24 protein-coding genes and 1 tRNA gene are annotated in these 26,750 nt (G+C 68.5%); 7 read left to right on the forward strand and 18 right to left on the reverse strand.

All coding sequences use genetic code 11. From position 1 onward, the window contains the following. Positions 1–106: 106 nt before the first annotated feature. On the reverse strand, positions 107–922 hold the full coding sequence (locus A3M1_RS0106090) for an alpha/beta hydrolase (RefSeq protein WP_018388066.1): 816 nt from the start codon (positions 920–922) through the stop codon (positions 107–109). 559 nt (positions 923–1,481) lie between these two features. Here A3M1_RS0106090 and A3M1_RS0106095 point away from each other — a divergent pair. The 3 genes from A3M1_RS0106095 to A3M1_RS0106105 all read left to right on the forward strand — a co-directional run bounded on the left by A3M1_RS0106095 (position 1,482) and on the right by A3M1_RS0106105 (position 3,807). Continuing rightward, on the forward strand, positions 1,482–1,820 hold the full coding sequence (locus A3M1_RS0106095; protein ID WP_018388067.1) for an immunity 53 family protein: 339 nt from the start codon (positions 1,482–1,484) through the stop codon (positions 1,818–1,820). A 71-nt stretch (positions 1,821–1,891) separates the two neighbouring features. Then, entirely contained in the window at positions 1,892–2,986 is a 1,095-nt protein-coding gene (locus A3M1_RS0106100) for an iron ABC transporter permease (protein WP_018388068.1), read from the forward strand. Further along, positions 2,986–3,807, forward strand: a complete 822-nt coding sequence (locus tag A3M1_RS0106105; RefSeq protein WP_018388069.1) for an ABC transporter ATP-binding protein — start codon at positions 2,986–2,988, stop codon at positions 3,805–3,807. The genes A3M1_RS0106100 and A3M1_RS0106105 overlap by 1 nt, the downstream gene beginning before the upstream one ends. 102 nt (positions 3,808–3,909) lie before the next feature. Here the strand turns inward: A3M1_RS0106105 and A3M1_RS0106110 are convergent, their stop codons facing one another. From A3M1_RS0106110 to A3M1_RS0106145, 8 genes are all read right to left on the reverse strand, one after another. Then, positions 3,910–4,686 (reverse strand): 2,3-dihydro-2,3-dihydroxybenzoate dehydrogenase, encoded by a 777-nt coding sequence (locus A3M1_RS0106110; RefSeq protein WP_026221171.1) that lies wholly within the window; start codon positions 4,684–4,686, stop codon positions 3,910–3,912. Continuing rightward, positions 4,668–8,567 (reverse strand): non-ribosomal peptide synthetase, encoded by a 3,900-nt coding sequence (locus A3M1_RS0106115; RefSeq protein ID WP_018388071.1) that lies wholly within the window; start codon positions 8,565–8,567, stop codon positions 4,668–4,670. The genes A3M1_RS0106110 and A3M1_RS0106115 overlap by 19 nt, the downstream gene beginning before the upstream one ends. Before the next feature lie 4 nt (positions 8,568–8,571). Beyond that, a complete protein-coding gene (locus tag A3M1_RS0106120) occupies positions 8,572–8,859 on the reverse strand; it encodes a phosphopantetheine-binding protein (protein WP_018388072.1) in 288 nt (95 codons plus the stop codon). Further along, the gene (locus tag A3M1_RS0106125; protein WP_018388073.1) at positions 8,859–9,500 is read right to left on the reverse strand and encodes an isochorismatase family protein; all 642 of its coding nucleotides are present in this window, start codon (positions 9,498–9,500) and stop codon (positions 8,859–8,861) included. The genes A3M1_RS0106120 and A3M1_RS0106125 overlap by 1 nt, the downstream gene beginning before the upstream one ends. Before the next feature lies 1 nt (position 9,501). After that, positions 9,502–11,127, reverse strand: a complete 1,626-nt coding sequence (locus A3M1_RS0106130) for a (2,3-dihydroxybenzoyl)adenylate synthase (protein WP_018388074.1) — start codon at positions 11,125–11,127, stop codon at positions 9,502–9,504. Next, on the reverse strand, positions 11,124–12,389 hold the full coding sequence (locus A3M1_RS0106135; protein WP_245261590.1) for an isochorismate synthase MenF: 1,266 nt from the start codon (positions 12,387–12,389) through the stop codon (positions 11,124–11,126). Before A3M1_RS0106135 ends, A3M1_RS0106130 begins: the two co-directional genes overlap by 4 nt. A gap of 25 nt (positions 12,390–12,414) precedes the next feature. Further along, the gene (locus A3M1_RS0106140; RefSeq protein WP_018388076.1) at positions 12,415–13,578 is read right to left on the reverse strand and encodes a YncE family protein; all 1,164 of its coding nucleotides are present in this window, start codon (positions 13,576–13,578) and stop codon (positions 12,415–12,417) included. Between the two features lie 64 nt (positions 13,579–13,642). Further along, entirely contained in the window at positions 13,643–14,779 is a 1,137-nt protein-coding gene (locus A3M1_RS0106145) for an ABC transporter substrate-binding protein (protein WP_018388077.1), read from the reverse strand. Positions 14,780–15,144: 365 nt separating this feature from the next. Between A3M1_RS0106145 and A3M1_RS0106150 the strand changes: the two genes are divergently transcribed. Together A3M1_RS0106150 and A3M1_RS0106155 are read left to right on the forward strand one after the other, a co-directional pair. Further along, the gene (locus A3M1_RS0106150) at positions 15,145–16,467 is read left to right on the forward strand and encodes a UDP-glucose/GDP-mannose dehydrogenase family protein (protein ID WP_018388078.1); all 1,323 of its coding nucleotides are present in this window, start codon (positions 15,145–15,147) and stop codon (positions 16,465–16,467) included. A gap of 137 nt (positions 16,468–16,604) precedes the next feature. Beyond that, positions 16,605–17,702, forward strand: a complete 1,098-nt coding sequence (locus A3M1_RS0106155; RefSeq protein ID WP_018388079.1) for a YihY/virulence factor BrkB family protein — start codon at positions 16,605–16,607, stop codon at positions 17,700–17,702. Between the two features lie 53 nt (positions 17,703–17,755). On the opposite strand, the gene A3M1_RS0106160 is transcribed toward A3M1_RS0106155, so the two are convergent. From A3M1_RS0106160 to A3M1_RS0106190, 6 genes are all read right to left on the reverse strand, one after another. After that, a complete protein-coding gene (locus A3M1_RS0106160) occupies positions 17,756–18,376 on the reverse strand; it encodes a TPM domain-containing protein (protein ID WP_018388080.1) in 621 nt (206 codons plus the stop codon). Next, positions 18,376–19,206: a YgcG family protein gene (locus A3M1_RS0106165; RefSeq protein ID WP_018388081.1), complete on the reverse strand. Its 831-nt coding sequence runs from the start codon at positions 19,204–19,206 to the stop codon at positions 18,376–18,378. Before A3M1_RS0106165 ends, A3M1_RS0106160 begins: the two co-directional genes overlap by 1 nt. A 2-nt stretch (positions 19,207–19,208) precedes the next feature. After that, positions 19,209–19,829 carry a LemA family protein gene (locus A3M1_RS0106170; RefSeq protein WP_018388082.1) on the reverse strand — a complete coding sequence of 207 codons (621 nt, stop codon included), beginning with the start codon at positions 19,827–19,829 and terminating at the stop codon, positions 19,209–19,211. 350 nt (positions 19,830–20,179) lie between these two features. After that, positions 20,180–20,995, reverse strand: a complete 816-nt coding sequence (locus A3M1_RS0106180; protein WP_018388084.1) for a hypothetical protein — start codon at positions 20,993–20,995, stop codon at positions 20,180–20,182. Positions 20,996–20,999: 4 nt separating this feature from the next. After that, positions 21,000–22,286, reverse strand: a complete 1,287-nt coding sequence (locus A3M1_RS0106185; RefSeq protein WP_018388085.1) for a hypothetical protein — start codon at positions 22,284–22,286, stop codon at positions 21,000–21,002. Between the two features lie 520 nt (positions 22,287–22,806). Further along, positions 22,807–22,882, reverse strand: a tRNA-Ala gene (locus A3M1_RS0106190). A gap of 236 nt (positions 22,883–23,118) precedes the next feature. On the opposite strand from A3M1_RS0106190, the gene A3M1_RS0106195 reads away from it, so the two are divergent. Together A3M1_RS0106195 and A3M1_RS0106200 are read left to right on the forward strand one after the other, a co-directional pair. After that, positions 23,119–23,403, forward strand: a complete 285-nt coding sequence (locus A3M1_RS0106195; RefSeq protein WP_018388086.1) for a YggT family protein — start codon at positions 23,119–23,121, stop codon at positions 23,401–23,403. Positions 23,404–23,417: 14 nt separating this feature from the next. Next, positions 23,418–23,750, forward strand: coding sequence for a DUF167 family protein (locus A3M1_RS0106200; RefSeq protein ID WP_018388087.1), 333 nt, complete (start codon positions 23,418–23,420; stop codon positions 23,748–23,750). A 49-nt stretch (positions 23,751–23,799) separates the two neighbouring features. On the opposite strand, the gene A3M1_RS0106205 is transcribed toward A3M1_RS0106200, so the two are convergent. From A3M1_RS0106205 to A3M1_RS0106215, 3 genes are all read right to left on the reverse strand, one after another. After that, positions 23,800–24,309 (reverse strand): GNAT family N-acetyltransferase, encoded by a 510-nt coding sequence (locus A3M1_RS0106205; protein ID WP_026221174.1) that lies wholly within the window; start codon positions 24,307–24,309, stop codon positions 23,800–23,802. Between the two features lie 166 nt (positions 24,310–24,475). After that, the gene (typA, locus tag A3M1_RS0106210) at positions 24,476–26,305 is read right to left on the reverse strand and encodes a translational GTPase TypA (RefSeq protein WP_018388089.1); all 1,830 of its coding nucleotides are present in this window, start codon (positions 26,303–26,305) and stop codon (positions 24,476–24,478) included. 164 nt (positions 26,306–26,469) lie between these two features. After that, positions 26,470–26,703 (reverse strand): hypothetical protein, encoded by a 234-nt coding sequence (locus tag A3M1_RS0106215; protein WP_018388090.1) that lies wholly within the window; start codon positions 26,701–26,703, stop codon positions 26,470–26,472. Positions 26,704–26,750 lie beyond the last annotated feature (47 nt).

A 26,750-nucleotide genomic window follows, 5' to 3' on the forward strand; every position in this document is an offset into this window, starting at 1 on the left:
CATCACGTCTGCCGGATGCCGGCGCTCTCTCTGCCCGCAAGCCCGTGGATGCGCGCCGCAGGCGAGCCTCGAACGAGGCCCCCGCCGTGCCGCCTCCCCCCGCGCCTCACGCCAGCGCGAAGCGCAGCGCCCGCGCCATCGCCGCCGGCAGGATCGAGGCATGATCCTCCCCCGCCAGCAGATCGAACCGCAGGTCGGCCTCCCGCCCGAGCGCCGCCCGCGCCCGTTCGGCAAAGCCCCGCGCCCGGTCGACCATCGCCCGCCGCGCCCGCCGCGCCGCCATCTCGGCCGCCTCCGGCCGCTCCGCCTGCCAGGGGGCCAGCGCCTGCTCCCACTCGCCGACCATCAGTGACAGGCGCGGCGGCACCGCGCGCGCCAGCGCCAGCCCCGCGATGAGCCGTGCCTCGTCCCACCACAGCGACGGGCTCACCGCGACATAGGCAGCGAAAGCCGAGCTGTCGCGCATCATCACGTCGAGGGTGAACCAGCCGGCGAGCGAATGGCCGAACAGCGTCTGCCGCGCCGGGTCGAGCGGCACCTGCCGGGCGATGCGCGGCTTCAGCACCTGCTCGATAAAGCCGAGAAAGGCGTCGCGTCCGCCGGTCGGCCGCGCACCACCCTCCGCCCCCGGCCCGGCCGTGTAGTCGAAATGCCGCCGCGCCCGCGCGTCGTCGCCTTCGGGGTAGCCGATGCCGACCAGCACCATCGGCCCGATGCTGGTGGCGGCGGGGCGCACCGCCCCGCGCCGCAGCACCTCGGTGAAGGTGGCAAAGCCGGCATTGGCGTCGAGCATGAACAGGCCGGGAAAACCCGCCGCCGGCGCCTCGCCTTGCGGCCGGGCGAGAAAGATCCGCCACGGCGCCCCGCCACCGGGCGGCGCCAGGTCGAACCATTCGGCATCGGGCAGGGTCACGGGATTCATGGGCGAGCGCCGTAGCGGAGGGAGCGGGGTGTGATCGCCGGCGACCCGGCCCTCCCCTCATGCCCCAGCCGAGCCGCGGCGCCAAGGCCCGTGCTAAGCCGTGGATGCCGGGTCAAGCCGGGGCATGACGGTTCGGGGGCCGGAAAGGAAGGGAAGGCAGGAAGGCGGTGAGGCGGTGAGGCGGTGAGGCTGGCAGCGAGGCGGCGAGGCGTAGGCCGCCGTTTCCCCTCTCCCCATCGAGGTGAGGGTCGGGATGAGGGACCCCGGCGGCTATTGTCACAACGTCATGGCCGGGCTTGACCCGGCCATCCACGCCTTGTTCCCCACGAGTCCCCGCCTCCCACCCCCATCCGCGCAAAGACGTGGATGCCCGGGTCAAGCCCGGGCATGACGGAATGAAGGCGGGGCAGGCTGGCAGGCGAGGCCCCCCCTCTCCCCGTCGGGGAGAGGGCCGGGGTGAGGGGCGCGCGTGAGGAGCGCCGGCAGCACGGGCCTGCGTCCTTCGAGGCCCGGCGCTCGCACGCTTTGGCACGGCCCGGCCCGGTGATACGGTTTGGGGATGGACGTGTTCGATTGGTTGACCTGCTGGTATCAGGCCCAATGCGATGGCGATTGGGAGCACAGCTACGGCGTACGCATCGACACCCTCGACAATCCGGGCTGGACCTTGACGGTCGACCTTTCCGGAACCGACTGCGACGGCCGGACACTCGATCGGATTCAGCACAATTATGAGCACCCGACGGACTGGTGGACCTGCTGGACGGAAGACAATTCGTTTCGAGGAGCTGGCGGCCCGCTCCATCTTCGTTCGCTGTTGGAGACGTTCCGCACCTTCGCGACCGATATCTCTCGGAAGGACAGCCCCACACTGGAACCATTCCAGAAATTACCCTGACACAGCAGGAACTTGACCCATACGGGCGCCTCATGCAGAACCCGGTGCCCCCATTGGCGGTCGGAGATCGCATGCGCCCGTCCCCTGCCCCCACCACTGCCGGCTTGGCGGCGCCCCCGGCCGCCTCCCATGCCGGCGAGCGCGCCGCCTATGCGCGCCTCGTGCGCCGGCGGGTCCTGCTCGTCGCCGGGCTCGGCGCGCTGATGGTGCTGGCGCTGGTGGTCGACATCGCCACCGGGCCCTCCAACCTGCCGCTGGCCAAGGTGGTGGCCGGCCTCGTCAACCCCGCCTCACTCGACGCCCCCACCCGCGTCATCCTCTGGGAGGTGCGCCTGCCCATGGCGCTGATGGCGGTGCTGGTGGGCGCGGCGCTGGCGCTGGCCGGGGCGGAAATGCAGACCATTCTCAACAATCCGCTGGCCAGCCCCTTCACCCTCGGCGTTTCCTCCGCCGCCTCCTTCGGCGCGGCGCTGGCGCTGGTGCTGGGGGTGAGCCTGCCGGTGATCCCCGCCGACTGGAACCTGCCGGCCTTCGCCTTCCTGTTCGCCCTCGGCTCGGTGCTGCTGCTGCAGGCCATGGCCAATCTGCGCGGCACCGGGGTGGAAACGCTGGTGCTGTTCGGCATCGCGCTGGTGTTCACCTTCAACGCGCTGGTGGCGCTGGTGCAGTATGTCGCCAGCCAGGAGGCGCTGCAGCAGCTGGTGTTCTGGAGCATGGGCAGCCTGTCGCGCGCCAGCTGGGGCAAGCTCGGCGTGCTGGCGCTGGTCATCGCCGCCGTGGTGCCGTTCTCGCTGGCCGCCGCCTGGCGGATGACGGCGCTGCGCCTGGGCGAGGACCGGGCGCGCTCCTTCGGCATCTCGGTCAGGCAGCTGCGCTTCTTCTCGCTGCTGCGGGTGAGCCTGCTGGCCGCCACCTCGGTCGCCTTTGTCGGCACGATCGGCTTCATCGGGCTGGTGGCGCCGCACATTGCCCGGATGCTGGTGGGCGAGGACCACCGCTTTTTCCTACCGGCCTCGATGCTGGCGGGCGCCGTCATCATGTCGCTGGCCTCGGTCGGCTCCAAGCTCATCGTGCCCGGCGCGCTGCTGCCGGTCGGCATCGTCACCGCCCTGATCGGCGTGCCCTTCTTCATGGTGCTGATCTTCGCCCGCCGGGAGCGGATGTGATGGTGCCCTCCCTCACCATCGCGGGCCTGTCCGTCGTTTATGGCAGGCGGCCGGTCATCGACAACCTCACTCTACCTCCGGTTGTGGGCGGCGGGGTGACGGCGCTGCTCGGCCCGAACGCGGCCGGCAAGACCACGCTGCTGCGTGCGCTCGCCGGGCTGGTGCCGGCGAAGGGGTCGGTCCGGCTCAGCCAGGCTGCACAAGCTGGTCCCACTGCACTGATCGTCCACCCCATCGAACTGACTGCACTGCCGATTTCGCAGCATGCGCGGCACGTCACCTACATGCCGCAGGCCCTGCCGCAGCGTGTGGCACTCACCGTGTTCGAGGCGACGCTTTCGGCGCTGATGTCGGCCCGCAGCGATGTCGTCCTCTCCCAGGCCGAGGCGCAGACGCGGGCGCTGGCGGTGCTGGAAAGGCTTGGAATCCTTGATCTTTCCCGGCGCGGGCTGGATGAGCTGTCCGGCGGCCAGCGCCAGCTCGCCAGCCTCGCGCAATCGCTGGTGCGCGAGCCGACCGTGCTGCTGCTCGACGAGCCGACCAGCGCGCTCGACATCCATCACCAGATGCGGGTGATGCAGCTGGTGGCGGAACTGGCGCGCGAGCGTTCCATCATCGTGATGATCGTCCTGCACGACATCGCCCAGGCCGCCCGCTACGCGCAGCGAATCGTTGTTCTGGAACAAGGGCTTATCGCCGCAGACGGCCCGCCGGAACAGGCGATTACGCCTGAAATGCTGGCGCGCGTCTACAAGGTCGAGGCCCGGGTCGAGCCCTGCTCGCAAGGTTTTTTGCAGGTCATCGTCGATCGGGCGGTGTAGTTAGAGCGTTTTCGAGAGAAGTGGGTACCGGTTCGCGTCAAGAAAACGCGTAGATTCAAGGCGCTAGAGCATTTACCCGATTCAATAAATCGGGGAAATGCTCTAGCCGCGCAGCGTGGCGCCGCCATCGACATAGAGATCCGCCATGGTGACATGGCCGGCGCGCTCGGAGAGCAGGAACAGCACCGCGTCGGCGACATCGTCCGGATTCGCCAGCTTTCCCAATGGGATGCCGGACTTGAAGGTCTCCGGCGTGCCGGCGATCACCCGTGCGGCGCCGTGTTCGTCCGCCCACATGCCGGTCTGCATCGGCGTCAGGGTCGAGCCGGGCGCGACGATGTTGCAGCGTATGCCGTGCGGCGCCAGCTCCAGCCCGAGGCAGCGGGTGAACATGGTCGCCGCCGCCTTGGAGGCGGCATAGGCCGCCATGGCATGGCGCGGAATGCCGGCGGCGTTGGACGAGACGACCACCATCGCCCCGCGATTGCGCGGCATCATCACCCGCGCCACCGCCCGCGCCACCCGGAAAACGCCGGTGGCGTTGATGTCCATCACCCGCTCCCACTCCACGTCGGAAAGGCTCGTCACCGGCTCATAAGAGAGTACGCCGGCGACATGGGCGAGCAGGTCAATGGGGCCAATCTCCTGCTCGATCCGCGCCACCAACGCGTCGACCGCCTCGGTCGAGCGCACATCGAGCAGGAACGGGATAACAGCCGTGCCCAGTTCCCCGGCCAGCGCCTTTAGTCCCGCCTCCTCGCGGTCGGTAGCGACGACGCGCACGCCCTCCGCCGCGAGCTGGCGCACGAGGGCCGCGCCAATGCCGCCCGCGGCGCCCGTCACCAACGCGACCTTACCCCTCAACCCGCTGTCACGCATGACTTTCTCTCTTGTGCCTCAACCGCCGCAAGCGCCCCCGCCAGCACCGGGGCGATCACCTGTACCGCCTCCGGCCCGGTGAGATGGGCGTGCAGGCTCGGCACCTCGATCACCTCGACCGACCCCGCATAGGGCGTCCACTGCATGGGGGAAAGGTCGCGCCCGGCATGGTCCAGCGCGGCGTGGAAATGCAGGATCGGGCCTTCATAGCGGCGGTGAAAATGTTGTCGCACCAGCCGGTTATTGCCAGCCACCACCCGCACCACGCCATCCAGCGCCGCGTCAGGCAGCTGGCCGAGCGGGCTGTCGGAGGCGCGCAGGAAGGCGAGAACCGAGGCACGGTTCAGTGCCAGCGCCGGCAGCCGGTCCGGGTCATGGCCGGCAATGGCGAGCAGCGCCTTCAAGGCGCCGTCCTCGCCCGGGTCGGGCTCGCCGCGCCAGACATCGCAGGGGTAGGAATCAAGCATCGCCACCACGCCCATCTGCGCGCCGTCCCCGGCGAGGCGCACCGCCATCGCCTGCGCGAGAATGCCACCGACCGACCAGCCAAGGAGATGGTAGGGCCCTTGCGGCTGCAGCACGCGCAGGCGCTCGACATAGTCGGCGGCCAGCGTCTCCAGGTTTTCCGGCGGCTCGACGCCCGGCGCGAGTGCCGGCGCCTGCAGGCCATGCACCGTTCGGTGGGGGCTGAGCGTCCGCGCCAGCCGCCCGTAGCACCAGGAAATGCCACCGGCGGGATGGATGACGAACAAGGGCGGCAGGTCGGACGCGGCCTCGACAAGCGTGATGAGCGGGGCGAGACCCATATCCTGCGCCGGGGCTTCCGCCTCCAGAAGCCGGGCGAAACCTTCCACCGTCGGCTGGGCGAACAGCGCGCCAAGGCCGGGATCGCTCCCGAACGCCTCGCGCACCCGCAGCAGCAGCGCGACGGCACTGAGCGAATCCCCGCCCAACGCGAAGAAATCGTCCTCGGCCGCCACCGGCGCGCCGAGCTTCAGCTCGGTCGCAAACAGGCCCGCCAGCATCCGCTCGGTGGGCGTGATTGGTAACCGATTGCCGGAACTGGCGAAATCCGGCGCCGGCAGCGCGGCGCGGTCGAGCTTGCCATTGGCGTTCACCGGCACTTCGTCCAGCGCAACGATCGCCGCCGGCACCATGTAGTCGGGCAGGCGGGCGGCAATTTCGGCCCTCAGAGCGGAGAGGTCGGCGCCGGCTTCGGCCACCACATAGGCGACAAGGTGGGTCACGCCCCGGTCCTCGCGGGCGAGGATCACGGCCTGGCGCACCAAGCCGCTCTCCATCGCCGCCGCCTCGATCTCGCCTAGCTCGATGCGCAGGCCACGTATCTTCACCTGATGGTCGGAGCGGCCGAGAAACACCACCGCCCCATCCGGCCGCCACAGAGCGAGATCGCCGGTGGCATAGATCCGCTCGCCCGGCCGGAACGGATCGGGAAGGAAGCGCTCTTCTGTCAGGTCATCGCGGCCGAGATAGCCGCGCGCCAGCTGCACCCCGCCAAGGAAGAGGTAGCCCGGCACATCAGGCGGCTGCGGGCGGCCCCGCCCGTCGAGCACATAGAGCCGCGTGTTCCACACGGGAAAGCCGATCGGTACCGGGCGCGAGCCGTCATCCGCACCCGCCGGCCAGTAGCTGACATCCACCGCCGCTTCGGTCGGCCCATAGAGATTGTGCAGCTCGGCGCAAAGAGTGCGGTGGAAGCGGTCGCGCAGATCCGCCGGCAGCTCCTCGCCGGAGCAGAACACGCGGGCGAGGCTCAGCCCCTGCGCGGCCGGCTCGGCGAGAAAGGCCGCCAGCATGGAGGGCACGAAATGCGCTGTCGTGATCGCCTCGTCGGCGATGATCCGCGCCAGCGCGAGGGGATCGCGATGCGCCTCCGGCGGGGCGATGACCAGGCAAGCACCTGACATTAATGGAAGAAAGAGCTCCCACACCGAAACGTCGAACGTCACGGGCGTCTTCTGCAGGATGCGGTCGGCTTGGGTAAACCCGTACTGCGCCCGCATCCATTCCAGCCGGTTGACGATGGCGCGGTGGTCGATCACCACGCCTTTCGGTTCGCCGGTGGAACCGGAGGTGTAGATCACATAGGCCGCATCCGCCGGCGCCGGGCCGGCCAAAGGATGGCCCACAGGCACGTCCGGCCACTCGCCGGGCACCAGCACCTCGGCCTCGCCCTTGAAGCGGTGGGCGTCCTCCGCCCGCGCCAGTGTCAGCCTCGGCTGGGCCGAGGCCAGGATGCGAGAGAGCCGCGCATCGGGCTGGGCGAGGTCGAGCGGCAGATAGGCAAGCCCCGCCCGCAGCACCGCGACCAGCGCCACCACCAGATCGATGGAGCGCGGCAGTGCCACCGCGACGATACCGCCCTCGCCCGCCGCCACCAGGCGCGCCGCCAGCGCCCGGCTGCGCGCTTCCAGAGTGGCATAGTCCATAGCCTCCCCGGCAAAGTGCAGCGCCGGCGCCTGCGGCGTCGCCGCCATCTGCGCCTCGATCAGCGCGGCGAGCGTGGTGTCGGGCACGGCGTGGTCGGTGGCGTTAAGGTCGTAAAGGTGGCGCTGCGCCTCCTCCGGCGTCGCGGTGGGCACATCGTCGAGGTTTTCGGCCGCGCTGGCCGCCGCGATGAAATGCGCCAGCCGGGCGGCGTGCGCCGCAACGGCCTCGGCGGCGTAGAGATCCGGATTGGCGTCGACCTCCAGTCGCAGCCCTTCCGAGCCGTGCAGGCGGAAGGTGAAGGTGATGTCCTCCACCGGCCCGGTCGACAGCACCTCCAGCCGGGAGGTCAGCCCTTCAAAGCGCGGCGTTTCGTCGAAGGGCAGAAGATTGATCAGCGGCCCGTGCAGCCGGCGCTGGCCGCCGACCCGCTTAAGGTCGCGGCGCAACTGCTCGGAGCGGTAGCGCCCGTGCCGGCGGGTGCGGGCAAGGCTTTTCGCCACCGCGCCGAGATAGGCGCCGAGATCGCCGCCCTCCGTCAGGTCGACGCGCAGCGGCAGCACGTTCATCAGCATCGCCGGCACCCGCGCCGCCGCGCTGCCGAGCCGCGCCATGAACGGCACGCCGACGATCACCTCGGGCGTGCCGGTGTGGCGTCCGACATAGGCCGCCGTCAGCGCCGTCACCACGTCTGGCCACGGGATCGCCATGCGCTCGGCCACCGCCCGCAGCCGCGCGAAGGCGGCGCCGTCGATCTCCACCGCGCGGCGGTGGAAGGCCGGCGCGCTCAAAGGGTTGCCGGGCGCGAGGCTCGCCACTTCAGGCGCGTCCGCGAACAGCGCGCGCCAATAGGCGCCGTCCTTTTCCCGCTTCTCGGAGCCGCGATAGGCCGCATCGTCGGCAAAGGCGGCGGCAAGGCCGGGCAGCGGCGCACCGGGCTCGGTGCCCCGCCTGCGGGCATTGTAGAGTTCGGCCACCCGCTGGGTGAGCAGGATCATCCCATAGCCGTCAATGGCGAGATGGTGGATGCGCTGCTGCCAGATATGCCGCTCGCGTCCCAGCACGAACAGCCGTTCGGCGGCGAGTTTGTCGCGCGTCGGGTCGATCGGGGCCGCCATGTCGCGGGCGATCTCCGCCTGAGCCGCCGCCAGCGGGTCGATCTCCCGCGAAAGGTCGATCACATCAAGCACCGGACGCTGCGCCGGGTCGATCACCTGCATGGGCCCACCGGGGGCGTCGATCAGGCGCAGGGCGAGCGCGTCGGCCTCGGTCACCGCCTGCGCCTGCGCCGCCGCGAAGGCCGCGCGGTCCAGAGGGCCGGTCAGTTCGATGGATTGGCCGGTGTTGAACAGCGGATTGGTCGGGTCGAGCCGCTGCGCGTACCACAGACCGGATTGCGCCTCGGTGAGCGGATGGGCCTGCGGTTCGATCATGCGTTCAGGCGCCCACGCGCTGCCGGGCCTCGACCAGCGCCCACCAGCCGTCCAGTGTCGGGTTCTCCGCGAAGGTGGCGAAGTCGAGCGCCAGCCCACCCTCGCTCCATTTCAGCACCAGATTCATCGCCCGCATGGAATCGAGGCCGAGGTCGAGAAGGCTGTCGCCGCCGCCGATCTCCTCGGGGTCCTCGTGCAGCATCCGCGCAATGTCGGCGCGCATGGTCTCGCGCGTCACCGGCGCGGCGGCAGGGGTTAAAATGCGGCGGATGTCGCCGGGCTCAATGGCCATCACAGCACCTCCAGGATTTGCGCGGTGGTCAACGGCACGCCACACACATCCGCGACATAGGCCAGCGCGAGGTCGTGCTTGGCGCGGGAGAAATCCGCCAGCGCATCGGCGGCCATGAAGGGCTCGATATCGCGCATGAAGGCATCCGCCGCGGTCAGCGTGCATCCGATATGGGCGTAGACGCCTGTGATGATGAGCTGGTCGCGGCCGCGCGCGCGCAGCAGCGTCTCGAGGTTGGAGCGCTGGAAGGCGCTGTAGCGGTGCTTCACCAGCGTGAAATCGCCCGGCTGCGGGGTAAGCGCGGCGAGGATCGGCTGGTGCGTCGGCGAGGCGCTCATGCCCGGCCCCCAGAGGTCGGCCTGCAAGCCCCGGTCGCGCCGGTCCTGCTCGCCCTCCTGCGCAGTGTAGAACACTGGCACGCCCGCCTTGCGCGCCGCCTGCGCCAGCGCGGCGATGTTGGCGACGACGGTGGCGAGTGGGTCGGCACCAAGAGTGAAGGGCCGCAGGAAATAGTTCTGCATGTCGTGGATCAGCAGCGCCGCCCGGTCGCGCTCCAGCCTCCACGGCGCGCGGGGCGTGGGCAGTTCCTCGGCGCGCGGCAGCGCATAGGGAGGAATCGTCGGCAAGCCCTTCGCGCTCATGTCAGCCCTCCGCCTGTGCGAGGAAGCGCCGGCGCAGGCTGGCGCGCAGTTCCTTGCGCGAAATCTTGCCGACCGCCGTGGTCTCGAAGCCGTCGACGAAGACGATCTGGTCCGGCACCTTGAAGTCGGCGAGGCCGCGCCCGCGCATCCATGCCTTCAGCGCGGCTGCCTTCGGCTTCTCGCCTTGCGCGATGATGAAGGCGCAGGAGCGCTCGCCGAGGAAATCGTCCGGCAGCGACACCACGGCGGCGTCGAACACGCTCGGGTGGCCGAGCAGATGGTCCTCGATCTCCTCGGCGGAAATCTTCTCGCCGGCACGGTTGATGTGGTCGCCCGCCCGGCCCTGCACGACGAGAGAGCCGTCCGGCAGGCGCTTCACCACATCGCCGGTGCGGTAGAAGCCGTCCTGTGTGAAGGCGCGGGCATTGGCGCCGACATTGTTGTGATAGGCGCGGATCGTGTAGGGCCCGCGCGTCAGCAGGTTGCCGGCCTCACCCTCCGGCAAGGGGTAGCCCGCATCGTCGAGGATCAGTACCTCGTCATCCGGGCTGATCGGCCGGCCCTGCGTCGTGACAATGATCTCCTCCGCGTCGTCGAGGCGGGTGTAGTTCACCAGCCCCTCGGCCATGCCGAACACCTGCTGCAAGGTGCAGCCGAGCACGGGCCGCACCCGGCGGGCGGATTCGGCAAGGAACTTCGCCCCGCCGACCTGCAGCACCTGAAGCGAGGATAGGTCGTGCGGCGTGGTCGGCGCCGCCTGCAGCCACAGCAGCGCCAGCGGCGGCACCAGACCGGTAATGGTTACGCCCTCGCGGGCGATCAGCGGGAAGGCCGCTTCCGGGCTTGGCGAGGAGGCAAGCACCACGCGCGCCCCCGCATAAAGCGCACCGAATACGCCGGGCGAACTCATCGGGAAATTATGCGCCACCGGCAACGCCGCGAGATAGACGCTCTCCGGGTTGAGACCGCAGATCTCGGCGCTGGCGCGGAAGGAGTAGGTATAGTCGTCATGGGTGCGCGGAATGAGCTTGGAAAGGCCCGTCGATCCGCCGGAAATCTGCAGGAAGGCGACCTCGGACGGGTCGGCGTCCTCCGGCAGCGCGACCGCACCGCCATCCGGCAGCGCGTCGAGCGCGGTGAACGGCCCGGCCTCGCCCACCACCACGACATGGGCGAGCTCCGGCACCTCGCCAAGCACCTCGTCCGCCAGCGCCCGGTAGTCGAAGCCCTCATGGCGGTCGGCGATGATGTAGCCGCGCGCCTCGGCAGTGCGGGCGAAGTGGACGATCTCGACGCTGCGATGCGCCGGCAGCGCATAGACCGGGACCAGCCGGGCGCGGAACATGCCGAACACGACGGAGAGAAATTCAGCGATATTGGGCAGTTGCACCACCACCCGGTCGCCCGGCTGCAGCCCGAGCGCCAGCAGGCCCCGGGCAATGGCCTCGGCCCGCGCTTCCAGCTCGGCAAAGCTCCAGCGCTGCTCGCCCCCCACGACAGCGAGACGGTCCGGCATTTCCGTCACCCGCGCCCGCAGGAAGGACGTGAAGGTCTCGCCCCGCCAATAGCCCTTGTCGCGGTAGCGGGCGGCGAACTCCGCCGGCCAGACCTGCTGCACCGGCGTCATGCACGATCCTCTGCCAGCGGGATGCCGTTCTCGTCGATGCCGAGCGCGGTGAGCAGGGCGGCGAACTTGGCCGAGGTCTCCTCGCCCTCCGCCGCCGGATCGGAACCGGCGACGATGCCAGCGCCGGCAGAAAGCCGTGCCTCGCATCCGGAAAGCTCGGCGCAGCGAATGGCGACATGCCAGTCGCCATCGCCGGACGCCTCGCACCAGCCGACCGCTCCGGCGTAGAAGCCGCGCTCATAGCCTTCCAGCTCGGCGATGGCCCACGCCGCTGCCGCCCTCGGCGTGCCGCAGACGGCGGGAGTCGGATGCAGCAGCAGAGCAAGGTCCAGCGCGGAAAGCGTGTCATCGCGCAGGCGGCCATCGATCCGCGTGCCCAGATGCCACATGCTGGCGGTTGAGTTCAGCTCCGGCTCGCCCGGAGCGGCAAGCGCCTCACAATGGGGCGCCAGCTGGTCGAGAATGGCCTCGACCACCTCCCGGTGTTCGCGCCGGTCCTTCTCCGAGCCGAGCAGCGCCTGCGCCGCCGCACGGTCGACCGAGACATCGCGGGCCCGGCGGGACGAGCCGGCGAGCGGGTGTGAGGTGATGTCGCGGCCGCGCTTCGACACCAGAAGTTCCGGCGTCGCGCCCACCAGGACACGAGGCGCACCGGCGCTCGGCAGCGGCACACAGAAGGCACTGACGCTCACATCCTGCGCCAGGACGTGCAGCAGGGCGGCCGCATCGATCGGCCGGTCAGCGATGATCTTCAGGCTGCGCGAAAGCACGATCTTGCGCAGCCCCTCCCCGCCCTGTGCCATCCGCGCCAGCGCTGCGGCGACGGCGGCCTCATAGGCGGCAAGCGTCGGCTCCGGCGTCACCTGCCAACGGGCCGGGCGAAGGCTTTCACCCCGGCCCGGCCGTGGGAAGGAAGAGGCGAAACCCGAGCGTTCGGCACCTCGCGACAGCTCCGCCGGCCGATAGAGATGCGCCGGACCCTGCGCCGCGAAAGGCAGCGCGCCGACCACGAGATCGGGCCCCTCCGCTTCCGCCAGGAGCCGGCGCACCCGGGCGCCCAGAGGCTCCGGCCCCTCGGCGACGGATGCGAGCATGCCCCGCGCCACCAGGGTCTCCCCGGTGGACGCGAGCACGAACGGCATGTCGGGCACGGTGGAGAGCGATGCCGAGATCCCGTCGGCGCTTTCTGCCGGCGCGGCCTCGAACGCATCCATCCGCGCCGCACCCGCACGACGACGCATCGCTCCGTGGGAAGCCGTCATGATGGCATGGCTCCGGCGCGGGCGATCAAGGCTTGATCAGGGTGACGGTGTCGCCGTAGGGGTCGACCATCGGCACCGGGCGGGGGCGGGGGGCCTCGCCGGCATTCGCGACGGCCGGCTGGGCGGCTGCAGGCTGGGCACCCGGCGCGGCGGCTCCAGCCGGCGGCGCGGCAGGGCGCGGACGGCCGGCGGTCTTTAGCTTGTTGGAGACATACGCATTGCCGGTGGCGACATCGACCGCCACGGTCTGCGGCATCGAACCAGTGACGATGTTGGCGACCGGCTCCAGCGTCTTGGTGTCAATGAGCGAAGTGAAGCCGGCCTGCCGGTTGGTGACATAGAGCAGGCTGCGCTGCGGATCGATGGCGAGGCTGAGCGCGCCCGCGCCGGTCGGGATCTTCTTGATGACCTTGCCGTCCTCTGCGTCGAGCGCGACGACCTCGCCCGAGCCCTGATGGGCGACGAACACCTGGTCGCCGGAGGCATCATAGGCGAGGTTGATCGCCCCCTCGCCGCCCGAAGGGAAGCTCGTGACCTTCTTGCTGGCGAGGTCGACGACATGCACCTCGTTGCTCTCCATGGCGGAGAGGAACAGGCGCTGGCCCTTGGCGTCGAGCGCGATGCCGGTCACCGAACCCGGCAGATTGTCGATCGTGTCGACGATTTCCTTTTTGGCGCCGTCGACGATCCACACCGAGGACAGCGTGTCGCGCCGGCCGGTCACGGTGACATAGGCACGGTTGGCCGCCTCGTCGACGGCAACCTCGCGCACATGCGCCTTCTCGCCCTTGGCGAGCTTGGCGACCACCTTACCAGTGGGGAGATCGACCACCGCGAGCGAGCCGTCGCGGGTCTGCGTGCCGTAGAGCGTCTTCGTCTTGTTATCGATGCCGAGGCCGAACACCGGGTCGTTGCCGAGCGCGATGGTTTCCTTCGTCTCCAGCGTCGCCGGGTCGAGCGCGTAGATGAAGGTCTCGGTGGCCCCTCGGGCGCCAGCGGCGGCAACATAGACACGGTTCATCGGCGCGCTGAACACCAGTTCGTACAGTCCCGCACCCGGCTTCACCGTTTTGACGAATTCGGGATCGGCCAGCGCCGCCCCGGCAAGGCCGACCAGCGCCACCGAGGCAAGGGTGAGCCGCGCAAGGGATCGCAGGCAGGGCCGGGCAAAGGTCGCGTCGATCGGCATGACGTGTCTCCGTTGAGTGATGTCGGGATATCCGCGACAGGGCCGCCCCCGGCGGGCGTCCCCGTCAGTCGAGACTGATCCAATTGGGTCCCTCGACCGGCACGGTGAGAAAGCGCTCATTCACCTGCGCCACCGTGCGCTCGACATCGAGCGTCGCGAAGCGTCCGGGATGGATCCACTTGGCGAGGATCTCCACCGTGAACAGGTCGAGCGGCGAATTCAGCATCTGGTGCGAGAGACCGTGGACGCGGTGGTCGCGCACGGCGGCGAAGCCGGAGAACCCCGGCCGGGCGACGACACGGGCCAGCGTCTCGCGCGCCTTGTCGGCGCTGTATTCCGGACCGATGAGCAGCCCGGCTGTACTTTCCATGTGGCTGCCGCCGGTGGCGATATAGACCTGCGGGTCCTGGGCGATGACATATTCGAGGTTGAGCTTGCCGAAGGCGCGCGGGATCACCACCGCGCCGATATTGATGCCGCCCACCGCCTCGATGATGTCGCCGACATTGCCGCGGCCAGGCGAGTTGCAGCAATCCGTCGTCATCGCCGCATGCGGTTCGAGAAATACGCGCGGACGCTCACTCTCAGTCAGCCCGGCGAGCCGGCCGCGCACGGCGTCGAGATGGCTGCGGCGGAAGGCGAGAAACTCCTGGGCCTTAGCGGAAGCGCCGGTGGCCGTCCCGAGCAGGAGCAGGCTCGGCTCCATATGCGTCAGCGGATGGTTGAAGAAGTCGATCACCACGACCGGAATGCCCGCCGCCTCGATGCGCGCCCGCTCCTCCGGCGAGGGCTGGCTGCCGAGTGAGAACACGGCGAGATCGGGCCGCGCCGCCACCACCTGCTCCACCGAGACGGCGCCAGCCGAACTCGCCACCTTGGCGAGCGTGTCGATGGCCGGGAACGTCGCCCGGTACGCGTCATACGTGCGCGTGCCGATCCGGTTGATGTCGCGCGGCCATGCGGCCAGCACGCTTACCGGGTCACGGTGGATGAGCGCCAAGGCGATGAGAAAGCGGCCGTCGTCGATCAGCAGCCGCGTGGCCGGCGCCGCCAACGTCACCTCGCGCCCGGTCACGTCCTTCAGCGTAATCTGCGCCTGCGCCGGAACCGTCAGGGCCAGAAAGACAAATGCCAGCGCCGCCCGCCACCCCATCCATAGGCGGCGCGCAGCGTCGGTCTTGGCGCGGTTGCGGGAAAACATGAGCGAAAAATACCAGCGGTGAACGCTATTGATGCGAGCCTAATCCCCCCACAACACCACATCTGTCAACTAAACAATTTGTAATTGCTTGTTTTTAATTAGTCTAATTTCCACTCAATTAGATCAGTGAAAGTATTTTACTTACGGCAAGACGCCTTGTCTTGCCGTCGCGTCATCACAACGCCGTGGCCGGCGCGGCCACCTGGCGGTCCGGTGTCGTCCAGGCGACGCAGAAAGCTGGCAATCTTCTTTCCCCTGAAACCACGAGCCGCGATGCCTCTCGAAAGAGTGGCACTGTTGGCGAAAGGGGTAGAAGGCTCCTGACAGGCGGCAGGAGCCCGCCGCCAACCGGATTGAGAGCACCCATGCGCGTCGCGATGATCGGTACAGGCTATGTCGGCCTGGTCTCTGGCACCTGCTTTTCCGACTTCGGCCACGACGTCACCTGCGTCGACACCGACCTCTCCAAGATCGAGCGGCTGAAGGCCGGCATCATGCCGATCTTCGAGCCCGGCCTGGACGATCTCGTCGCCCGCAACGTGGCCGGCGGAAGGCTCCACTTCACCACCGACCTCGCGGAAGCGGTCGCGGGCGCTGAAGTGGTGTTCATCGCGGTGGGCACGCCCTCGCGCCGGGGCGATGGCCATGCCGACCTGTCCTATGTCCACGCCGCCGCCCGCGAGATTGCCCGCGCCGTCAAGGGCTTCACCGTCGTTGTCACCAAGTCGACCGTGCCGGTCGGCACCGGCGCCGATCTCGAGCAGATCATCCGCGAGGAAGCGCCCGGCGCGGATATCGCCGTGGTCTCCAATCCCGAATTCCTGCGCGAGGGCGCAGCGATCGAGGATTTCAAGCGCCCCGACCGCATCGTCGTCGGCACCGCCGATCCGCGTGCCCGCGAAGTTATGGCGGCGCTCTACCGTCCGCTCTCGTTGAACACCGCGCCGGTTCTGTTCACCGATCGCGCCAATGCCGAGCTGATCAAATACGCCAGCAACGCCTTTCTCGCGGTGAAGATCACCTTCATCAACGAGATGGCGGACCTGTGCGAGAAGGTCGGCGGCGACGTGCAGGAAGTGGCGCGCGGCATCGGTCTCGACCGCCGCATCGGGTCGAAATTCCTCCATGCGGGGCCCGGCTATGGCGGGTCCTGCTTTCCCAAGGACACGCTGGCCCTGACCCGCACCGCCCAGGAGGCGGGCACGCCGCTGCGCCTCGTCGAAACCGTGACCACGGTCAACGAAACCCGTAAGGCCGCGATGGGTCGCCGGGTGCTGGAAGCGCTGAGCGTGCCGCCACGCGGGGCCACCGTCGCGGTGCTCGGCCTCACCTTCAAGCCGAACACCGACGACATGCGCGACAGCCCGGCCATCAACATCGTGCAGTTGCTCGTCGATCGCGGGGTGAAGATTCGCGCCTATGATCCGGTCGGCATGGAGGAGGCGCGCAAGGTGCTCCCCGAGGGCATCCATTACGCCACCGGCGCCTATGAATGCGCCGAGGGCGCCGATGCGCTCGTCATCGTCACCGAATGGGACGCCTTCCGAGCGCTCGATCTCGACCGGCTGAAGACGCAGCTGCGCAGTCCCATCGTGGTCGATCTGCGCAACATCTACCCTCCGGAGGACCTCATCCGCCGCGGCTTCACCTATGTCGGCATCGGACGGGGCGATCTGTCGATAGGCTAAGCCTGCGCAACTCTCGGCGGAACATGACTTCCTCCGTCGCGTTGCCCCCTCGATCAGCAACCCGATACGGCAATGGTCGGGTCTCGCGCCCCTAGCCAGTGGCGGGTTGTCGGGATGGACGCCAGGGAGGTACACGCGTGAGCACAAGCGAAAGACGCGCGATATGGAGCGCGGCCCTCACCGGCGCCGTGATCGGCGCCCTCGCCAGCGCGGCTATTCGCTCAGTGCGCCAGGGCCAGTCCTTTGGCGGCGCGCCCCGAACGTCAAGCCACGCCACCGCGGACCTGGAGGGCGCACGCGGGCGCGCCGCCGCCACCCCGACCCAGATTCCGCGCCGGGGCTGGCGCGATATCGTGCTTCGCACGTTCAAGGCGTTCTTCGCCAATCGAGTGCTCGGCCTTTCGGCCGGCGTCACCTTCTATACGCTTCTTGCCACCTTCCCCGCCCTTGCGGCCATCATCTCGCTCTACGGGCTGTTCCTCGACCCCGCCACCATTCAGGGACAGCTTGAGGCGGCTTCCTGGGTGCTGCCGTCAGGTGCGATTGAAGTGATGCGCGACCAGATCCTGCGGCTGACGGCGACGGAGACCTCCAGTCTTGGATGGCGCTTCGTGTTCAGCCTCGGAGCGGCGCTGTGGAGCGCGAACGCGGCCACCAAGGCGATGATCGAGGCGCTCAATATCGTCTACGAGGAGGAGGAGCGGCGCTCCTTTCTCCACTTCACGCTGGTCACGTTGGGCTTCACCCTCGCCGCCGTGCTCTTCGCGGTCATCGCGCTTGCGGCGGTGGTAGTGCTGCCGCTCGCGCTGAACGTGCTCGACATTCCCGGCGGCACCGAGCGGCTGATTTCGCTGCTCCGATGGCCGGCCCTCGCCGTGGTCGTGGCGTTCCTGATCACCGTCATCTATCGCTTCGGCCCGTCCCGGGAGCGGCCGCAGTGGAAGTGGGTGAGCATGGGCAGCGCGGTCGCCGCCTTTCTCTGGCTTGCCACCTCGGCGGGGTTCTCCTGGTATGTGAGCCACTTCGCCTCCTATGAGCAGACCTATGGATCGCTGGGGGCGGTGATCGGCTTCATGGTGTGGATATGGCTGTCGGTGTCGGTGCTTCTGTTGGGCGCGGAGTTGAACGCCGAGATCGAGCATCAGACCGCCGTCGACACCACCACCGGATATCCGCTGCCGATGGGCCTGCGGGGCGCGCGGATGGCCGACACTATTGGCGCAGCGCAAGGCTGATCGCACGGCAGCGCGCCGGCAGATGCGGCCCCGGGGTTGGCCCGGCGTCTCGTTCAGATGACGATCATGCGGTCCGGCAATTCGTTGGCATCGCCGGCGGTGGGCGGCACATGCTGGGCGAGAAGGTGCCCTGCCACGGCCACGCCCTCCACCAGCCCGTCGCCAAGCCGCCCCTGCCGGGCACCGGCCAGCACGGCGGCGCACACGCTCTCCCACGCCTCATGCCCCAGCTTGGCGTGGATCGCTTCGTCGGCGACCACTTCCACCAGATGCTCGGCCGGCGCCACCAGGATCAGCACCCCGGTGCGGCCGCTGGTCCGGTGAATGCCCAGCGCCAGGAAATGGTCGATAGCGGCGGCCCTTCCCGCTTCCTCGCGGGCAAAGCGCGGCACGGTGAGCGCCCCGAGCGGGGTGAAGATCAACACCGCGCCGGCCGCCATGAAGGCGCAGGCCTGCACGGAGAGCAATGCCGGCGTGTCCAGCGCGGTTAGCAGCGCGAGCGGCCAGGGCAGAACCAGCGCCAGCAGTGCCGCCCACATCAGCCCGTAGAAGGGATGGCGCACCAGCGGACGGGTAAGCACCACGACGCGGATCTCGCCCGCCGTGGCCGCCTCCGCCTGCGCGATCGCGGCAGCCACAGCAGCGTGTTCCTGTTCGCTCAAGCTCTCGCCCATCACCAGCTTCCCGACGCGCCGCCGCCGCCGGAGGAGCCTCCGCCGCCCGAAAATCCCCCGCCGCCGCTGCCGCCGGACCATCCGCCACCGCTGCGGCGCGACCAGTCCCAGCCCGCCGCGCCGCCCGTGAGCGCCCCGGCCCCGCGCCGCCCGCGGGTGCGCAGATGGCCCGACTTCGCCTGCCGGTAGAACACGAAGGCCCAGAAGGCGATCATCAGCACGATGAAGATAATGTGCCCCCAATCCTCACCGCTCATCGCCGGCTCGGCCGCAAGGCGGGCGCGTTCGCGCGCCTCTTCCGGATCGAGATTGAGCACCTCGATCACCGCGTCGGCGCCCTTCTCGATGCCGCCGGCGAAATCGCCGTTGCGGAACGCCGGGAGAACCACAGTCTGGATGATGGTGCTCGCCACCGCATCGGGCAGCACGCCCTCCAGCCCGTAGCCGGTCTCGATCCGCACCCGCCGCTCATTGGGGGCGACCAGCAGCAGCACGCCATTGTCCTTGTCCGCCTGCCCCAGCTTCCAGAAGCGGAACAGCCGGTTCGCATAGTCCTCCACCGAGGTGCCCTCCAGCGAGGACACGGTGGCGACGACGAACTGGTCGGTGGTGCGCGCCTCCTGCGCGGCGAGCTTGGCTTCCAGCGCTGCCCGGGCATCGGGGCTCAGCACCTGCGCGCCATCCACCACCCGCCCCGTCAGCGCGGGGAACGTCATCTCCGCCCACACAGGGCCGCCGCCGAGCGAAAGAACGGCGAGAACAACCATCCCCGCCAGCAGCACGAGCGCGGCGGCGCGCTTGAGGAGTGCCGAGGGGGTCAGCGCCCGCACGGTCAGTTGAACTTCACCTGAGGCGCCTTCATCTGCTCCTCGGCGATGGTGAACGTCTCCATCGGCTTGCTGCTGCGATACAGCGTGCTGGCCCAGAGGACGCCGGGGAAGGTGCGCAGCTCGGTATTATAGACGCGCACCGCCTCGATATAGTCGCGCCGCGCCACGGCGATGCGGTTTTCCGTGCCTTCGATCTGCGCCTGCAGCGCCAGGAAGTTCTGGTTCGCCTTGAGGTCGGGATAGGCTTCAGAAATGGCGATCAGCCGGCCCAGTGCGCCGGAAAGCTGCGACTGCGCCTGCTGGAACTGCCGGAACTGTTCGGGATCGGTGATGGTGGAGGCATCGACCTTGATCGAGGTCGCCTGCGCCCGCGCCTGCGTCACCTGGGTCAGCACCTCGCTCTCGTGCTGCGCGTAGCCCTTCACTGTCTCGACGAGGTTGGGGATCAGCTCGGCGCGGCGCTGATACTGGTTCAGCACGTCGCTCCACGCCGCCTTCGCCTTCTCCTCATTGGTGGGGATGTTGTTCACCCCGCAGCCGGCGAGGCCAGTGGCGAGGACCACCAGGAGCAGCGGCGCGAGAAGGCGGCGGGAGAACCCCGACAGGCGGGAGAGGTTCGGCATGACGGGCCCTTTCAGCAGCACGGCCGCTTGGCGACGCGCTGACTATAGAGCGGAGCGCTGCCGAGTTCATCACCCCAATCAGGACTTGCCGCTGCCGCGCTCGCCCAGCACGTTGAAGGCGATCATCATGGACACGGCAAAGCCCACCAGCAAAAGGGCCGAGACGAGGGGAATGGGGAGAAAGCCGAGAGCGCTCATAGCGGCACGTCCAGTCAGAGAGGCGCTTGATATAGGCGCGCCAGCCCGCTTTGGGATGGACCCCATCCATGCGGGCAAGCCATTGATGAATTGCAAAAATGACGGCGCCGCGGCGCTTTTTTCGCCGATTTGCGACGCCGTCCGAAAATGGGTTAGGGCGTCGCCAGCCTGAGCTCGCGCAGCTCCTCCGCGGTGAAATAGAACATCTCCTGCGGCGGGGTCTCCATGGCGCTGATCCAGACCCTTGGGTCGACCCCCATGCTCACCAGATGGCGCTGCGCCTCGGCTGACACGCGCTGCGCCTGCGCCATGCCTTCCGCACCATCGAGACCCGGCGTGCCCGGCTGATGGGCGGCAAAGACCTGATGCACGCCGATGGCGGCGCCGGGCTCAGCCTTTCGCGAGACGCCCGCCGCGAAAATAAGAGGGCAAGAGGAGGCGCAGAGCGCTTTCGCCTCGACACGCGTGTCGAGCCCTCGCGCGCGGATCAGCCGCCCCATGGACAGCGCATCGGCGACCGAGCCGCCGGGCGAGCTCAGCACCACGGCCTTCACATAGCCTCCGCGCTTCTCAAGCTCGGCCTTGAAGCGCTCGGCCGTGCCAGCGGTGATGGTGCCACGCGCTTCCAGCCGGCCATCGGCCAGCAATTCGATCGTCATCGCCTGACGCAGTTCGGAATCGGGCTGGCGGCCGGGGCGGCCCTCGCCCGGCGGCGCCTTGTCGGGGCGTACGGAAGGCAGATAGGGCACGGCCGGCGCTTGGGCCGGGGCGGTGGGGTCGGCTTTCGGCAGGCCAGCCGGGGCCTGGCCGCGCTCCTGGAAATCCCACACCACCACCAGCACCGTTAGCCCGACAAGGGCGCGGAAGACCAGCCTCAGCAGCGTCTCGTCCGGACGGTCCCCGAGCACGCGGCGCCACAGCGCGCGCGCCGGCGCGGGAGAGGGAGGGCCCGAGACGGTGGTGTCCAACGGCTCAGTCCTTCTTGATCCGGTTGGCGGGCAGGGTCGTGACCGTCGCAGCGGGCGAGGACACAGCTTCCTCCGTCTCGGCCATCACCGCCTCGAACGTCTCCGCCTCCTCCGCCATCCGCCGCTCGTCGCCCACCTGCCGGGCCAGCCGCAGCGCGGTAATGAGCTGAGCGGCCGACATCGTGTCCGCCTCGGCCGGTTGCTCCTCGCGCCGGATCGCGGCGTGCACCACGCACAGGATGAGCACGAGCACGGCCGGCAGTAGATCAATGGAGATGGCCCCGGCCCAGCTCGGCAGGAAATCGCCGGCATAGCGCACCACCGCCTCGGCGGTGGAGAGCGGCTGGAAGCGCGCCGGCTCGACCGGTCCGGTGCCGATGATCTTGTCGGCGGCCAGCGAGAGCGCGCTCGCCTGCGCCTGCACTGCCTTCTCGACACTGCCGACAACGGTAGACTGGCGCCCTGCGAGGTCCGCCGTGCGGCCATCGGCGGCGGGGGCGATGAAGCCGGTAACGAGGTCGTCGGCCGCTCGCCGCACCGCCGGCGCCATCGAGGTCTGTTCCAGCGAGGCGATGGTGCCGATCAGCGCCAGCGCCTCGGCACCGAACGCATCCGAGCGGGCCTTGATGTCGCCCTGCCCGGAGACGAAGGCACGCATCCGGGCGATCTGCGCGCTGCCCTCCTCATAAAGCGCCTTCGCCCGCTCACCGCTCGCCCCCACTTCTCGGGCGAGATCGTCGAGCTGGCTGGACATCTGGCTCAGCAACTGGACCACCGTGCCCGACCCACCGGTGCCCGTCAGTGCGCCGCCGCGTTCCGCCTCGGCCAAACGTGCGAAACGGGTCGAGGCGAGCTGGATATCAGGAAGAAGACTCTGCGCGCCCAGCGCCCGGTTATGCGCCGTGTCGAGGTCGCGGGTGTAGTTCTGCACCGTCACCGCGAGATGCTGCTCGATGGCCGCCGCCCCCGCGAGCGCGGCGGCGTTCAGCCAGGACGACATGGCGATGATCATCAGCGAGCCGAGCAGCATCGCGGCGGTGAGCCACAGGCGGCTCGCCACGTCCCGCACATGCGGAAGGAAGCGCAGCAGGAACGACCAGAAGGCGTAGATCGCGATCGAGACCGCGCTCGAATAGATGATCGCGGCGAAGACCGTTATAACGGGCGAGCCGTCGAGCAGTTCGCGGACGCCGAGATAGGTGTAGACGCCCGACGCCAGGGCCAGCACGGCAAGCGTGAGGCGCATGGTCGTGTCGAGCCCGGACACGCCTTCGCGCAGAGCCGAAGCCATTCAGGGGAACCTCGTGGGAGAACTGTCTTGATGTTGCCGTGCTTTGCGCCGGCAATGTGACGCGGGGTCTCGCGGGTTCGCGCGCGCGTGTCACAGCTAAGTTACCCCGCCGGGGCGGCCCTATGCCGGGCGGCGTCCGCCGTCAGCCTACCCCCATCCACTCATGACGCCGCGGGCACCTGTCCAATGGCATAGGACGAGACGTCCCGGCCGAACGCCTCGATGCCGCGCGCATGCAGAGCTTCGACAAAAAACCTATGGCGCAGCCGGCATCGAATACGGTTCGCGGCGCCCACGCTTCATCAATACGCTGGAAGACCCGCCCGAAGAAGGTGGGCCAGCGCGGCTCTGCGAGGGTTTCAGGACCCCTGACTCGCCCCGGGACCGCCGGCGAGGCGCCGCCGCGCGTTTCTCGCGCGCCCGCGACACCGCTCGCGCTCAACGCCCATAATTGGAGGCATCCCCGCACAAGCGACTCGCCCATTCGGGCGGAATTTAAACTAATCGGAAAATGCCTGACTGGTGGAGCCGAGGGGATTTGAACCCCTGACCTCTGCAGTGCGATTGCAGCGCTCTCCCAACTGAGCTACGGCCCCAAGCCTCAGGCCGCGCCTTGTACGTTCGCCGCCCCCGCGCTGTCAAGGCGCCTGGGCGTGGTTGCCGCACAGCGCTGTGAATCAGGGTTGCCGCAATGCAGCGGCAGCATTAAGCATCTTGGCGGACGGCGCTTTGGCGGCTGATCCGGTTCGGTCGAAATACCGAATCGGCCGGCAGGTTTCCAACGCGACGAGCAAGTCCGCGCCGTGCTCCCGCCCCTGCTTCGAGGCTGCCGATGAATTCGCTGCTCTGGCTCTTTAATACGCTGATCTCGCTCTATGTCTGGATTCTCATCGCCTCGGCCATCCTGTCCTGGCTGGTGGTGTTCAACGTGGTGAACGCTCAAAATCCCATCGTGCGCAGCGTCGGCGAATTCCTCTGGCGGGTAACGGAGCCGGTGCTGGCGCCGCTGCGGCGCATGCTGCCCAATCTCGGCGGCATCGACGTTTCGCCTGTCATCCTCATCATCGGTCTTTATTTCATCCAGAATCTCGTCAACGAATTCTTCCTCGGATTTTGACAGGCGCCTCTCCGATGGCGCTTCCCTGGAGCGAGACGGCCGACGGCGTGACGGTGACGGTGCGCGCCACCCCGCGGGGTGGGCGCGACGCCATTGACGGCATCGTCGCCCTTGCCGACGGGCGCCGCGCCCTGAAGGCGCGCGTCAGCGTCGTCGCCGAGGATGGCAAAGCCAATGCGGCCCTGGCGAAGCTGCTGGCCAAGGCGGCCGGCATCGCTCCGTCGCGGGTGGAACTTGTGTCAGGCGCCACCGGGCGGACCAAGAGCTTCCGGCTCAACGGCAATGCGCAGGAAATCATCGCCCGGCTGGCAGGCCTCGATGGCGGGCACGACACCGGACCGGAGTAGTTACACCGCCGTGGAACGGCCGGGCCGCCGGCAAGGCGCCGATCAGGCGTCAGGCGTTCCAGCCGAAGGCCAGCTTCTCCAGCGCGCGGCCGCCGAAGGTCTCGGTGGAGCGGGCGACACTAAGGCCGCCCATGGCGCGGTAGAAGCCCAGCGCCGGCTCGTTGGCCGCGAGCGCCCATACCGCCAGCCCGTCAAAGCCGGCACTGACGAGTTCCTTGCGCGCATCGCCGAACAGGCGGCGGCCAAAGCCCAGCCCCTGATATTCCGGCCGCAGGTAAAGTTCGTAGATCTCGCCCTCGAAGGGCAGACCCTTGGCGCGGTTGCGCCCGACATTGGCATAGCCGGCCACCGCATCGCCGAAGGTCAGCACCATGACGCGCGAGCCGCGTTTAAGCGCGGTTTGCCACCAGGCGGGACCGCGGCGCAGGATCATCTTTTCCAGCTCGGCACCGGGAATAAGGCCGCGATAGGCAAACCGCCATGCCGAATCATGGATATCGGCAATGTCGCCTGCATCGGCCGGCCGAGCCCGGCGTGTCTCGACGAGAAGCGTGCTCATGGCCCGATGGGAGCAAATGCGCTCGGCGGGATCAAGGGCTTTCCGCATCGGCGGCGCGATCGTTCCACCGGGGCGTGGCGCGGGCGCAACGCTCTCGCCCGAAAAAGAAGGGCCTGCCCGCGCACGCGGACAGGCCCTTCACGGCATCGAAATGCAGAGAGGTGCGTCAGACGCCCTCAGACTCCTTGCGGCGCTCCTCGCGCTTACGCTCGTTCGGGTCGAGCCAGCGCTTGCGGATGCGGATCGACTTCGGCGTCACCTCGACCAGTTCATCGTCCTGGATCCAGGCCAGCGAACGCTCCAGCGTCATGCGGATCGGCGGGGTGAGGCGCACCGCTTCGTCCTTCGAGGTGGTGCGGATATTGGTGAGCTTCTTGCCCTTGAGAACGTTCACTTCCAGATCGTTCTCGCGGTTGTGCTCGCCCACGATCATGCCCTGATAGACCTTCCAGCCGGGCTCGATCATCATCGGGCCGCGATCTTCGAGGTTCCACAGCGCATAGGCCACCGCCTCGCCGGCCTCGTTGGAGATCAGCACGCCGTTGCGGCGGCCGGGGATCTCGCCGCGATGCGGCTGATAGGCGTGGAACAGCCGGTTCATGATGGCGGTGCCGCGCGTATCGGTCATCAGTTCGCCCTGATAGCCGATGAGGCCACGGGTGGGTGCGTAGAACACCAGTCGCTGGCGGCTGCCGCCCGAGGGCTTCATCTCGACCATTTCGGCCCGGCGCTCGGACATCTTCTGCACGACGACGCCGGAATATTCCTCATCGACGTCGATCAGCACTTCCTCGACCGGCTCAAGGATCTCGCCGGTGGCCTCATCCTTGGAGAACACCACGCGCGGACGCGACACGGCGATCTCGAAGCCCTCGCGGCGCATGGTCTCGATCAGCACGGAGAGCTGGAGTTCGCCGCGGCCGGAGACGAAGAACGAATCCTTGTCGGAGGATTCCTCGATCTTCAGCGCCACATTGCCTTCCGCCTCGCGCAGCAGGCGGTCGCGGATGACGCGGCTCGTCACCTTGTCGCCCTCGGTGCCGGCGAGCGGCGAATCATTGACGATGAAGGACATGGTGACGGTCGGCGGGTCGATCGGCTGCGCCTTCAGCGGCTCGGTCACTTCGAGCGCGCAGAAGGTGTCGGCCACCGTGCCCTTGGAGAGGCCGGCAATGGCGATGATGTCACCCTGCACGCCTTCCTCGATCGGCTGCCGCTCGATGCCACGGAAGGCGAGGATCTTGGAAACGCGGCCTTGCTCGACCAGCGAGCCGTCCTGCGCCAGAACCTTGATCGACTGGTTCGGCTTGATCGAACCGGAGGTGATGCGCCCGGTGATCATGCGGCCGAGGAAGGGATTGGCTTCCAGCAGCGTGCCGATCATGCTGAACGGGCCGTCATCGACGGTCGGCTCGGGAACATGCTTGAGCACGAGGTCAAACAGCGGCGCCATGCCCTGGTCCTGCGGGCCTTCGGCGCTCGCGGCCATCCAGCCATTGCGGCCGGACCCGTAGAGGATGGGGAAGTCGAGCTGCTCGTCACTGGCGTCCAGCGCCGCGAACAGGTCGAACACCTCGTTGATGACTTCCTGCGAGCGGGCGTCCTGGCGGTCGACCTTGTTGATCGCCACGATGGGACGAAGGCCAACCTTCAGCGCCTTGCCGACCACGAATTTGGTCTGCGGCATCGGCCCCTCGGCGGCGTCGACCAGCACGATGGCGCCGTCCACCATGTTGAGGATGCGCTCAACCTCGCCGCCGAAATCGGCATGGCCGGGGGTATCGACGATGTTGATCCGGGTATCCTTCCAGACCACCGAGGTGGCCTTGGCGAGGATGGTGATGCCGCGCTCCTTTTCGAGGTCGTTCGAATCCATCACACGCTCGGCGACGCGCTGGTTCTCACGATAGGAGCCGGACTGCTTCAGCAGTTCGTCCACCAGCGTGGTCTTGCCGTGGTCGACGTGGGCGATGATGGCGATGTTGCGCAGCTTCATATGAAAACACCAAAAAGCGGGCCCGAACGGTTCCGGACCCGCATGAATTTTGCGGCGCACTATACTCACAACGCCCGCGAGATCAACGCCGGATGGCGCGCGCAGCCCAGGAAGGCGCGAAAAAGCGCGCAGGGAGCGCCTCACAAGGCGCCTTGGCAGGGCGTCTAATGGTCGCGGCGCAATTCCCACAGGCGGCGGATCTGCGCCGGCTTCAGGATCTCTCCCTCGGCCGTGCGCAGCCACGCAACCTCACGATTGGCCGGCGACTGGGTCATGGCAAAGGCGACCGCGTCGTCCACCGTGCCGAACTCATAGGCCTCCGGCCATGGGTCGGGGGCGTCGACCGTGTGGGAAGGCGGCCAGTATTGCAGCCGGACGGGCTCGTGATCGGGGGTCATGAACCTTCTCCTCCGCGCGCCAGGGATCGACGGTCGCCGCGCCCGCG

Source organism: Ancylobacter sp. FA202, assembly GCF_000380205.1.
GTDB lineage: Bacteria > Pseudomonadota > Alphaproteobacteria > Rhizobiales > Xanthobacteraceae > Ancylobacter.